The 10612-nt window shown below is 51.4% G+C and carries 9 protein-coding genes and 1 rRNA gene; 4 read left to right on the top strand and 6 right to left on the bottom strand.

Annotation, left to right across the window (positions count from 1 at the left end):
• A 16S ribosomal RNA gene (locus BUC02_RS05665) occupies positions 1-90 on the bottom strand; the annotation flags it as partial.
• Positions 91-429: 339 nt separating this feature from the next.
• Positions 430-1326 carry a tRNA (adenosine(37)-N6)-dimethylallyltransferase MiaA gene (miaA, locus tag BUC02_RS05660; RefSeq protein WP_073319765.1) on the bottom strand — a complete coding sequence of 299 codons (897 nt, stop codon included), beginning with the start codon at positions 1324-1326 and terminating at the stop codon, positions 430-432.
• A 30-nt stretch (positions 1327-1356) separates the two neighbouring features.
• Here miaA and BUC02_RS05655 point away from each other — a divergent pair, with 30 nt between their 5' ends.
• Positions 1357-2466 carry a divergent polysaccharide deacetylase family protein gene (locus tag BUC02_RS05655; RefSeq protein WP_073319760.1) on the top strand — a complete coding sequence of 370 codons (1110 nt, stop codon included), beginning with the start codon at positions 1357-1359 and terminating at the stop codon, positions 2464-2466.
• 13 nt (positions 2467-2479) lie between these two features.
• Positions 2480-3208, top strand: coding sequence for a pyridoxine 5'-phosphate synthase (locus BUC02_RS05650; protein ID WP_073319758.1), 729 nt, complete (start codon positions 2480-2482; stop codon positions 3206-3208).
• Here the strand turns inward: BUC02_RS05650 and truA are convergent.
• The 3 genes from truA to BUC02_RS05635 form a co-directional block, all read right to left on the bottom strand.
• Positions 3205-3957 carry a tRNA pseudouridine(38-40) synthase TruA gene (truA, locus tag BUC02_RS05645; protein ID WP_073319755.1) on the bottom strand — a complete coding sequence of 251 codons (753 nt, stop codon included), beginning with the start codon at positions 3955-3957 and terminating at the stop codon, positions 3205-3207. The genes BUC02_RS05650 and truA overlap by 4 nt on opposite strands.
• Entirely contained in the window at positions 3957-4919 is a 963-nt protein-coding gene (locus tag BUC02_RS05640; protein ID WP_073319753.1) for a hypothetical protein, read from the bottom strand. Before BUC02_RS05640 ends, truA begins: the two co-directional genes overlap by 1 nt.
• A 300-nt stretch (positions 4920-5219) precedes the next feature.
• Entirely contained in the window at positions 5220-6581 is a 1362-nt protein-coding gene (locus BUC02_RS05635) for a GGDEF domain-containing protein (protein WP_073319750.1), read from the bottom strand.
• A gap of 163 nt (positions 6582-6744) precedes the next feature.
• Here BUC02_RS05635 and BUC02_RS05630 point away from each other — a divergent pair, with 163 nt between their 5' ends.
• Both BUC02_RS05630 and BUC02_RS05625 read left to right on the top strand, forming a co-directional pair.
• On the top strand, positions 6745-9318 hold the full coding sequence (locus BUC02_RS05630) for a TIGR03960 family B12-binding radical SAM protein (protein WP_073319747.1): 2574 nt from the start codon (positions 6745-6747) through the stop codon (positions 9316-9318).
• 86 nt (positions 9319-9404) lie between these two features.
• On the top strand, positions 9405-10103 hold the full coding sequence (locus BUC02_RS05625) for an outer membrane beta-barrel protein (RefSeq protein WP_073319744.1): 699 nt from the start codon (positions 9405-9407) through the stop codon (positions 10101-10103).
• A 178-nt stretch (positions 10104-10281) separates the two neighbouring features.
• Here the strand turns inward: BUC02_RS05625 and BUC02_RS05620 are convergent, their stop codons facing one another.
• Entirely contained in the window at positions 10282-10494 is a 213-nt protein-coding gene (locus BUC02_RS05620) for a DUF6812 domain-containing protein (RefSeq protein ID WP_073319741.1), read from the bottom strand.
• Between the last annotated feature and the right edge of the window lie 118 nt (positions 10495-10612).

Genomic DNA, 10612 nt, shown 5'->3' with positions numbered 1-10612 from the left:
TCGCCGCTATGCATTGCTGCACCGCTCGACTTGCATGTATAAGACACGCCACCAGCGTTCGTTCTGAGCCAGGATCAAACTCTTCATTAATTTTTTAAAGTCTTGGTCCCGTTAATCACGTTCGTATCTTGACTATTCCAAGAAATCTCTTGGACCCGTCACTAAGCACATCTCCGATTCCTTCAATCTACTCAACAACCTCTCGGGTTGCTGTCCCTTGATCGCGGCTTACTTGGTTCTTCGCGTTTAGCGTTTCGTTTTCGGCCGTCCCTCTCAGGAACGACGCCAATTATAGAATTTTCAGAAACATTTGCAAGGGTGTTTTTGCAGAAAAATTCGCATTTTTTTCTTATTTTCGCAAAAAACGGGAATAACACGACTCTTGCGCAGGGAGTTACCCGAGAATTCACAAACTATTCACAACTTTCTTTAAGCGTTTTTTGAAAGATTGGACAAAATCGCCTCAAAAGGGCCATTTTCCATATCAATAGAAGTGCTATCCATCTGGCCGCGGAACCAGGTGAGCTGTCTTTTGGCATAATTGCGGGTCTTTTTCTTGACTTCTTCGATAACTTGCGCCATTTCGGAGGCACTTTGCGCCTGCAAGAGCTCGCGGTAGCCCAAACTTTGCCATGCCGGAGCGCTAAGCGGCACCACTTTAGAAAGTTCGCGAGCTTCTTCGACCCAGCCGTCCTTAATCATCTGGTTGATGCGGGAATCGATTCGTTTGTACAATACATCCCTCTCTCGCTGCAACCAAAAAACAGGCACCGCCCCAATTCCGCCTTCACGTTCTTTCTGATAACCAGATAAAGGGCGTCCTGTCGCCTCAAAGACTTCAAGAATCCGCACAAGGCGTTGCGCATTATTCGGATCCACATTCGCAGCCGATTCCGGGTCCACCTCGCAAGCCATTTTATACAAACTAGCAGAACCTTCGCTTGCGGCCATATTCTCGAACTTTTGACGGACTGTCGGGGGAACGGCAGGAATGTTCGGCAAACCGAGTAGAAGACTTTGTACGTAAAGACCTGTACCGCCGACCAAGATGTACTTCTTGTCGGGATTTTCGTCCAGCAAATTTTTTACCTGGCGGCAGAACTCCCCCGCCGAAAATGTTTCGGTAGGAGGCAGAAAATCGACCAAGTGATGCTTGACGCGCTTAAGGCTAGCCTCGTCCGGCTGCGCCGTGCCTATGGAAAAGCCTTTGTACACCTGCCTGGAATCGACACCGATGATTTCGGCATTAAACGATTCCGCAAGTCGCAGGGACAATTCCGATTTTCCGATTCCGGTCGCTCCGACCAAGGCAAACACAATGGGCATACCGGCAATTTAGTTATATTAGCACCTACCATGGGAAAAATGAAGCACATTCTTGCCATAATTATTGTTTTAGTGATTTTAATCGGAGGGTTCATATTCTTACTTCCGAAACTTCCAGAACTATACAAGACAAAGATACAAGGGCTACTCGGCCAAAAGGAATCTACTGCTGAACAGGCTGTAGAAAAGGACACCCGTCCGTTTGAAGAAAAAATGGACGCAGCCTTGTCGCCGCTGCAGGTCAGCTACTCCAAGCGTAAAAAGCGCCACATTTGGACAATGGGTGGCGGAGAAACGGTCATCATGTATTTGCTGCAGGTTAAGCGTTTTGCCGAAAAGAATGGGGGCAAGATTCTTTACATGGAAGAACTCTACAATCTGGACCCTTCTATTTTCCAGGCCGCAAAGGTCGACCTTTTGAACGACAAGGGAGACACTCTCAAACTAGAACTTCAAGTCTCCCGCAACGAATTCAAGCCGGGGGCTTCGTTACTCGCAGTCGCATTCCAGGTGACGAACCTGACGCCCGAACTGATTGTCGCACTCAAGAAACTCGACTACCCGTACGACTTGCTGATTCCGCCATTCGGCTTAAGCGAAGCTGACTACGCGAATTTAGACAACATAAACAACAAGAGCGAAACCCTTTGGCTCACGCTTGAATCGACCAAACTGAACAAGGCTCACAACAAATTAAGACCCTTGCGCATCCACCACACTGAAGAACAAATCGAGACCGTGATTGGAGATGCACATGCCAAGTTCCCGGAAGCAAGGGGCATTGTCTCGCGTTATGGCGAGCAGGCCGTAGAACACAAGCAACTTTTGCAGGCCATTTTGACACCCGCCAAGGACCGAGGTCTTTGGTTTTTGGATATTTCGGCGAACAAGCGTTCCATCGTGATGCAAACCTGCAAAGAAATCGGAATGAGATGCAAGACCGCCACGGCCTACAACCCGGAAAACAGCTCGCTTGACGACTATTCCAAGGCAAAAATCAGGGAAGCAAAGCGCAACGGCCTCGCCGTGATGATTCTTCCCTTGAGCATGAGCTCTATCGAAAAATTGAACGATTTGCCGGCAAAAGCGAAAGCCCAGGGTACCACTCTAATAAATTTATCTACTTTTATGAAGAAATGACAAGGAGCCTTGTATGACCGTAAAACTTGGATTTAACGTTGATCATATCGCCACCATCCGTGAAGCCCGCAAGATTTGCGAACCGGATCCGATTGCAGCGGCGGTACTTGCAGAAATCGCAGGCGCCGCGGGTATCACCATGCATTTGCGCGAAGACAAGCAGCATATCCAGGACCGCGACGTACAGCTTTTGCGCCGCACGGTTACGACCAAGATGAACTTGGAAATCAGCCCCACGCAAGAAATGCTCCAGGTGGCAATCAACAACCAGCCCGACACGGTGACGCTTGTCCCCGAAACCCATACGGAACTTTCGACCGAAGACGGTCTGAACGTTGCCGCCAAGGCAAACGACCTCGTGAAGCCAGTCATGACGCTCAAGAACAACGACATTTCCGTGGGCGTGTTCATTGACGCCGAAACCGAACAGGTCAAGGCCGCCAAGAAGATTGGCGCAGACTTTGTCGAATTCAATACCGGCAAGTACGCTACCAGTTTCACGCTCGGAAGCAACGAAGAAGTGGAACGCGAAATTTCGGCACTCGAAGACATGACGGTCCTTGCCCGCAAATACGGTCTCAAGGTGAAGGCCGGTCGCGGACTCAACTACAGAAACGTCGGCGCAATCGCCGCTATCGAAGGCATCGACGAAATTATTGTCGGCCATAGCATTGTAAGCAAGGCTGTAATGATTGGCATTGACCGCGCCGTGCGCGACATGATCGATGCGATTAAGGGCTAGTAGTCCTTATACACCACATTCTGAAGTACAAGCCCCTGGGGCGGCGCCCATGTGCGTTCGCCCTTAAACTTTTTTTCAAAAATAGTTTGTACGGTTCCCAGCGGAAGCTTGCCGCGACCGACATCGAACAGCGTGCCGACCATGGCCCTCACTTGGCGGTGCAAGAACCGGTTACCCTTGATGTGGAACATGCAGCTCCAGTCATTCAGGCGTTCCAGTCGAAATTCCGTGAGTATGCAATCTGTGGGCTTGCCGTCGTTACGGGGAATACAGAAATCAATAAAATCGTGATGTCCGAGGAAGGACCTGGCCTCTTGCTCCATGGCTTCAAGATCGAGATTCAAGGAGCCACACTCCCAACCGAAGTCGCGCATAAGGGCGACCGGACGCGTAAAAATCGTGTATTGATAATAGCGGCACAAGGCATCGTAGCGAGAATGGAAATCCGGCGCACAAGGTTCAAGGTCGCGAATGCGGATAAGCCTTTGGGTAAGTCCGTTAATGGAGCGGACAATTTTTGCGCAATCGATTTCGCCGTCGAAATCAAAATGCACGCACTGTCCGCGGGCATGCACGCCCGTATCGGTACGACCAGAGCCGGTTATGCGCACTGGCGTACGAAGAGCGACGCTAAAAGCCTGTTCTAGCGCAGACTGGACTGTAACGAACTTGGTTTTTCCGCCCTCGTTCTGGGCCTGCCAGCCGTAAAAGGCCGACCCCAGGTATTCACAGCGGAAACGATAACGCATTAGCCCATGGCTTCCTTGATGACCGCTTCCACCTTTTCCTGGGAAATCTTCAGGCTAGAGGCGATAGCCGAGGCGGGGAACCCGCGGCGGGACATCTGGAGAATCTTCGTCTTTTCGTTGGATTCGCGATCGAAGCGAGTGATTTCGAGCGGGCTTTTGAGGTTCGGGTCGCCGGTGAGGTTGCGGCTCTGGGCTCGCAATTTCATGGTGCGTTCACGAGAAAGGCCGCGAGGGGCGCGCAATACGTCAGACAGATTCTGCATAGCAGAAGTGATACGTTCCTTGGCCGTAGGTCTGAGAGTCGGCTTGTTGTCGGGGATGCCCGTCAAAATCTTGTTTTCGGGGACACCATTTTCGTCTTCGAATTCAACCTTCGGTTCTTCTTCGGGCTTGGGAGCCAGCTTTGCAGCGGCTTCCTGGGCGAGCGTTTCACGCTTTTGAGCGGCATACGCTTCGGCGTCCGCAATAATGGAACGCTTTTCGCGGCGCGGGCGCGGCGGAATCGTCGCATCGTCGAGGACGGCCTTGGGCTCCTTGAATCGTTCGGCCTTGATAGCCTCCATACGGCGGGTAATGATTTCCTGACGCTTTCTGAGAACGAACACCAAAACGACAACGCAGACGGCGATAGCCAAAACGCCACCGAGGATCCACTTGACAATATCGGACGTGTGGGACTGACCTTCGACCGATGCCCCCTCCGCAGAGGCGGACACAGGAGCGGAACGCATGGAGGAGAGTTCTTCCCATGCAGAATCCAACTGCAAACGGATGTTTACCTGAAGGTCCGGATTCGCTTTTGCATTCCAAAGTTCAAGTTCCAGCGAATCAATTTTAGAGCGTGCTACAAGGTAAGCTTCGGCATCAAAGGAATTTCCCGAACCGGAGAAATCCATCAAAAGGTACACAGCCAAAGCGGATGCCAGGACAAGCAGCACGATGGGAGCTAAAAATTTTTTCATATCCTAAAAATAGTAAAAAAAAGAAAATATGCCCAATGAGAATCATTGAGAATGTTGAAGAATCCTCAACGCTTTTCAACACCATCTAACGAAAAGCCCTACTCTTTTCCCCTCCAAATTCTATCTTAATGCTCAAGAACTCTTTGTTCTCCTCCTAACCCCCAAAAAGCTCAGTTAACGCAAGTTAACTGAGTTTTTTTATTTCTAGCCTATTCCGGGGACATCGGGCCTTATAATAAAAAGCCTGCAAAGCAGAATTCACTTTACAGACAAATTAATTCAAAAAAAACGTTTACCCGTTTATTTCTTGGGGGGCAGGGCCTCGGCAAGAATCACACGGTTGCCGCCGGACTGGACTGCCATCTGCATCGATTCGCCTGCCGCCTGCAGGAGTCCGCGGGCATCGCCAGCGTGCGCCGGCATGACCGCCACGCCCATACTGAGGGTTGTCTCGAGAACGCTTTCGCCATAGGCAATCTTGAGTTGGGAAATCTCGTTTCGGATCCGTTCGGCACGGGCACGCGTAATCTTGAGGTCTGCACCCGGCAGAATCACACAGAACACGTCGCCTTCGTAGCGGCACGGAATATCTTCGTTACGGACATAGCCCGGCAGGCGCTGGCCCAATTCCCACAAAAGCTGCTCGACCGCATGACGACCGCGCTGTTCCTGGATCTGGGCCACGGAATCCGGGTAAATCATGACAAGACCGATCGGCGAGCGGTGGCGGGTAGCCGCAGAAACTTCGCGAATCAGGGATTCTTCCATATAGCGGCGATTGAACAGGCCCGTAAGGCCATCGCGAATGCTATGCTGCTTGTAGCGGGCATTCAGGTTTTGGGTCGCAATATAAAGACCAAACGTTGCAGAAACCGCACTCACCTTGGCATGCCAGTCATCCATGGTTTCGTTGTCGGGCAGGGCGTCGGTCTGCAAAGAGAAAATACCGAAATGTTCTTCAACACCTTCGATCGGGGCGCAGAACGAAATTCCGTGCGGGTGGTGGTGCAAGTGCGTGCAACCGCCGTTCACGCTCGGGTTCGAATAATCGGTAATAACGATATCGCCGGCATCGAAGCTTGCGCATTCAACCGGGCGAATCACATCGTCGCTAATGACCGTTTCACCGAAGGAAAGCACCTTGTGCAAATCGGTCTGGGTGCCGGCATACATGTACAGGATACCGGAGGCATTCGGGAACAGCTGCGGAAGCAAATCCTGGAGAGCCTGGATTACTTCGGGAACCGGACGATCCTTCAAGAGGCAGCGAGCATACTTTTTCCAAGCTGCGAGAGGGAACTTCACGCAAATTTCATCCACCTTTTTAGCAAGGGCTTCCTTCGAAGAGATTGCCCCAGTCGGGAGAGGCATGTCTTCGGGTTCCGGCGACGAGGCCAGAGGATCAGGGTCCGGCGTCGAAAGGCCAGACGACATGGACAGCTTAGAGTCCTTGATGGAATAGAGAGCTTCGTTGAAGTCCTCTTCGGCAATATCGAGCTTACGCTTGCACACGTTGTAGAGTACCAGGCCAAGGACCGCGCCCCAAGCCCCGATAAAGACGAACTTGCCACCAATGGGGACCGTCGTTTCGGGCACAAAGAATGCGACGACGACACCCGCGACAAACGTAACCAGCCAGAAGAAATATGTTAGCATGCTCATGTTCTTAAATGTAATTAAAAGGACGCCTTCGGCGCAATAAACTGATTCTAGTTTCTAGTATTTTTTTATTACAAAATGCCGATTACACAAGCTTTTCTAGTAACTTGGAACTCAGAACTGGCTATTCAACCTATTTAAGGCTCTATTTTCTACATTTTGCCCTATGACCATTCTTGAAAAAATTGCGTTAGCTCTCCCTGCCGTCGAATCCCCTGCTAGATACATGGGCGGCGAAGCCAACAGTGTCGTCAAAGACCACAGCCAGATGCTTTGCAACATGGCGTTTGTGTTCCCCGACAAGTACGAAATCGGCATGAGCAATAACGGAATCCGTATTCTGTACCATGTGATCAACCGCGAGAGCGACCTGCTGTGCGAAGTTTCGTTTGCGCCGTGGGACGACATGGCGAAAGAAATGGAGAAGTACGACATTCCGCTGTACAGCTACGCAAGCTACACGCCCGTGCGTGATTTCGAAGTGGTCGGCATGACGCTCCAGACGGAGCTCAATTTTACGAACGTCCCCTACGTACTTGACATCGCCCGCATTCCCGTGTGGCAGAAGGACCGACGCGAAGAAGACCCGATTATTGTGGCTGGCGGCCCCGCCATGGCAAACCCCGAACCGGTTGCCGACTTCTTTGACGCCTTCATGATCGGCGACGGCGAAGACATGATTGTGAAGTTTTTGCGTTGCGTTGGCGAAGGCCGAAAGGCGAAACTCCCCCGCGCAAAGATTCTAGAGAATTTGTCTAAAATCGACGGCGTGTACGTACCGAGCCTACGTCCCGTCATCACCAACGAATTTGGCGACATCGTTCCGGCTGAACCCGCCAAGGGCAGCTACCAGAATACCAACGGCGTTCGCAGACAGTTCATTCCGGTGATGGACCCGAAGAACTACCCCATCAAGAACCTGATTGCGAACATGCAGTTGGTGCATAACCGATTCAGCGTGGAAGTCATGCGCGGTTGCGCCCAGGGTTGTAGGTTCTGCCAGGCAGGAATCTGGTACAGACCTTGCCGCGAACTCGACCCCGATGATGTTTTGGATATCGCCAAGGCAGGCATCAAGGCGACCGGTGAACGCGAGCTCGGACTCCTTTCGCTTTCCACCGCCGACTACAAGCCCGTGGAAGGCCTGACCGACTCCATCATTGACGACCCGTTCTTTGACACCGTGGACGTGAGCCTTCCGAGCATTCGCGTGAACGCTTTCGGCGAAACGCTCGCCCAGAAGATTTCAGCCCTCAAGGGCGGCCGCAGCGCGACCTTCGCTCCCGAAACAGGCTCCGAACGAATCCGCAAGATGATCAACAAGACCATCAGCGACCAGGACATGTACAACGCCGCCGAGCACGCCTTCAGTAGCGGGTTCAACAAAATTAAGTTGTACACAATGATCGGTTTCCCGACAGAAAATGAGCAGGACATGGAAGCGTTCTGCAACTTAATCGAAAACCTGGTGAAGATTGGCCGCAAGTACCTGCGCGGCTGCCAGATTGCCGTGAGTATGGGCATCCTGATTCCGAAATCGTTTACGGGACTCCAATGGGCGCCCTTCATGGACAAGGAAACCGCCCTCAAGCACATCCGCTACGTGCGCGAAAGATTCTTTAGGCACCCGAACGTGAAGGTGAACTGGGCCGGTTGGGAAACCAGTTTCCTCGAAGCCATCTACAGCCGCGGCGACCGCAGGCTCGGCCCCGTCATTTACGCGGCTTACAAGAAGGGCATTACCTTCGAAAGCGATTCCTACCGTTTCGATTTTGACAAGTGGTTGCAGGTCTGGGACGAATGCGGCTACGACACCAGCTGGGTGTACCGCACACGTGAAAAAGACGAAGTATTCCCCTGGGATTTTATTCACGCTGGCACAAGCAAGCAGTACCTGCGCGGCGAATGGGAAAAGGCCTTCAAGGAAGATTCCGCACCGGTGCCCAACTGCAAATGGGGCGACTGCCAGAAATGCGGCATCCCCGGATTCGGCGCCGAAATCAAGCTCGCGAACGACCCGGTGCGACACAAGGCCCCGAGCCGCACGCCCGAAGAAATCAAGAAACTTGTCGCCGAACGCCGCCCCACGCAAAAGAGCTGCCACAGCTACAAGATTACCTTCAAAAAAACTGGCCTCAGCAGATTCCTGCCGCACCAGAACATGCTCAGTTTCTTCGAGCGAACCTTCCTTTGCGCAGGCATTCCCATCAAGTTCAGCGAAGGATTCAGCCCGAAGCCGCGCATTTCGAACATGGGCGCGCTCCCGCTCGGTCTTGAGACCTACTGCGAAGTCATCAGCGTGGACTTGTTACAGCCGCTCGACATTTCCAAGGAAAACTTGCCGAAGATTATGGCCGAGCTTTCAAGGCCGTTCCCGCGCGGCATGGAAATCGTGAACATCGAGCCGCTCAAGGAAAAGCTCAGCAAGCACATGCCGACGGCGATGATCTACTCGTTCACGCCCGACAAAATGCCAGAAGGCATCATGGAAAAGTTCGAGAGCAAGACACTCCCCGTGGTACTCAACCACCGCGGTCAGGAAATCAACCTGAACGAACATATCCAGGGAATCCAGATTGCAGGCGGCGCCATCATCCTGAAAATCAAGTGCAACAACATGGGAACCACCGCAAGCCCGTTCAATATTTACGCGGCGCTGATGGGTGTGAAATTCGATCCGAAAAAACTCGACGAAAGTTCCCGCCGCTACCTCATCAAGAAAATTGCGATGGAATGGTAAAACTTTCGCAAAAGTTATAACACTTTTTGACTTTTTTTATTAGTATTCCTAGTGAATTTTAAAATCACCTATTTAAGGAGTACTACATGAAAAAAATGTTTCTTGCAGCGGTAACGGCACTCGCCTTGTGCTCTTACAGCTACGCACAGGACGATGAATACGAAGATGAATACGAAGACGAAGCCCCGGCTCGCGAAGAAGCCCCGGCGATTGAAGAAGATGACGCTCCAGTTGCAAAAACAGAACAGAAAGCCAAGTCCTCTTCTGGAGATGCTTTCCTGGGCCTCGGTATGGGCCTCACCGACAGTTTCCAACAGATTCACATCAAGTATAAGATTAGCAGCACGTTGACCGCTACCGGTATTTTGCTGTTGAACCACCACGGTGAAACCACCTATGAAGCAGGCGGCGTCGAAGTGGACATGGGCGACGATTACACCGCATTCGGCATCGGTGCAGGAATCGACTACTACCTTGACACTCCGGTGCTCCCGACTTCCGTGGGCGCAGAACTCGCCTACATCAGCAACGGCGAACAGCTCCTGTCTAACGACGGGGTGACCAAAACCACTTTATCTTCGGGCAGCCTGAATATTAACTTGATGTTCGGCGTTCACGCAGAACTCGTCAAGAACTTTGAACTTTCGGGAAAGGCTGGCCTTGGTTTGGAATACAATTTCTCCGAAACGAATTCCTCCAACGCCAATTCCAGCGTCAAGACGGAAACATCTTATCTTAGCTTCGGTTTGAAAGCCGGCGTTTACGCCACCTGGTTCTTTCTATAAGACCGCTCGGCTCTATCGCATCAACAAGAATGTGATATCCCCTCGCTCTCGTAACCACGCCTCGTTAATACGAGGCGTTTGTTACTCACAAAGACCGCCCGGCTCTATCGCACAAACAAAAAAATTTAGACCGTCCATTTCACCTGGGCGGTCTTTTTATATATAACGATCAGCAAAATTATTCCGCTGGCAAGATAATCTCGATGTGGCTGGTGCTCACATTCAAGAAGTGCGTACGGAACAGATCCTTTTCGCTCCTGTCACTCACGCGCACTTGCGTGACGGCAATAAAGTCCTTGTTTTCACGGATGTAGTCTGTGAGACGTTCGTCGCGGAGCGTATCGATTTCGCCCGTGATGATAAAGCTGTCGGTCCAAATTTTTACTAGCATGTTATAAATATAAAGTTTTTTTTGTTTGCAAGTAGAAAAAAAGCGTTTTTTTGTTGCTTTTTGGCATTTTGAGTGTATTTTAGGGATATAATACAGATGTTGGCGTACCCAACCAAGG

The organism is Fibrobacter sp. UWOV1, from assembly GCF_900142495.1.
GTDB lineage: Bacteria > Fibrobacterota > Fibrobacteria > Fibrobacterales > Fibrobacteraceae > Fibrobacter.
The sequence above is the reverse complement of the archived record's forward strand: the minus strand, read 5'-3'. Positions and strand labels throughout refer to the sequence as shown.

What these genes read in the sequence shown, in the direction of transcription:
- BUC02_RS05625 (WP_073319744.1), top strand. Translation starts at nt 9,405, where the DNA reads ATGAAAAAAATGTTTCTTGCAGCGGTAACGGCACTCGCCTTGTGCTCT.
- truA (WP_073319755.1), bottom strand. Translation starts at nt 3,957, where the DNA reads ATGCGTTATCGTTTCCGCTGTGAATACCTGGGGTCGGCCTTTTACGGC.
- BUC02_RS05620 (WP_073319741.1), bottom strand. Translation starts at nt 10,494, where the DNA reads ATGCTAGTAAAAATTTGGACCGACAGCTTTATCATCACGGGCGAAATC.
- BUC02_RS05635 (WP_073319750.1), bottom strand. Translation starts at nt 6,581, where the DNA reads ATGAGCATGCTAACATATTTCTTCTGGCTGGTTACGTTTGTCGCGGGT.
- BUC02_RS05655 (WP_073319760.1), top strand. Translation starts at nt 1,357, where the DNA reads ATGGGAAAAATGAAGCACATTCTTGCCATAATTATTGTTTTAGTGATT.
- BUC02_RS05650 (WP_073319758.1), top strand. Translation starts at nt 2,480, where the DNA reads ATGACCGTAAAACTTGGATTTAACGTTGATCATATCGCCACCATCCGT.
- miaA (WP_073319765.1), bottom strand. Translation starts at nt 1,326, where the DNA reads ATGCCCATTGTGTTTGCCTTGGTCGGAGCGACCGGAATCGGAAAATCG.
- BUC02_RS05630 (WP_073319747.1), top strand. Translation starts at nt 6,745, where the DNA reads ATGACCATTCTTGAAAAAATTGCGTTAGCTCTCCCTGCCGTCGAATCC.
- BUC02_RS05640 (WP_073319753.1), bottom strand. Translation starts at nt 4,919, where the DNA reads ATGAAAAAATTTTTAGCTCCCATCGTGCTGCTTGTCCTGGCATCCGCT.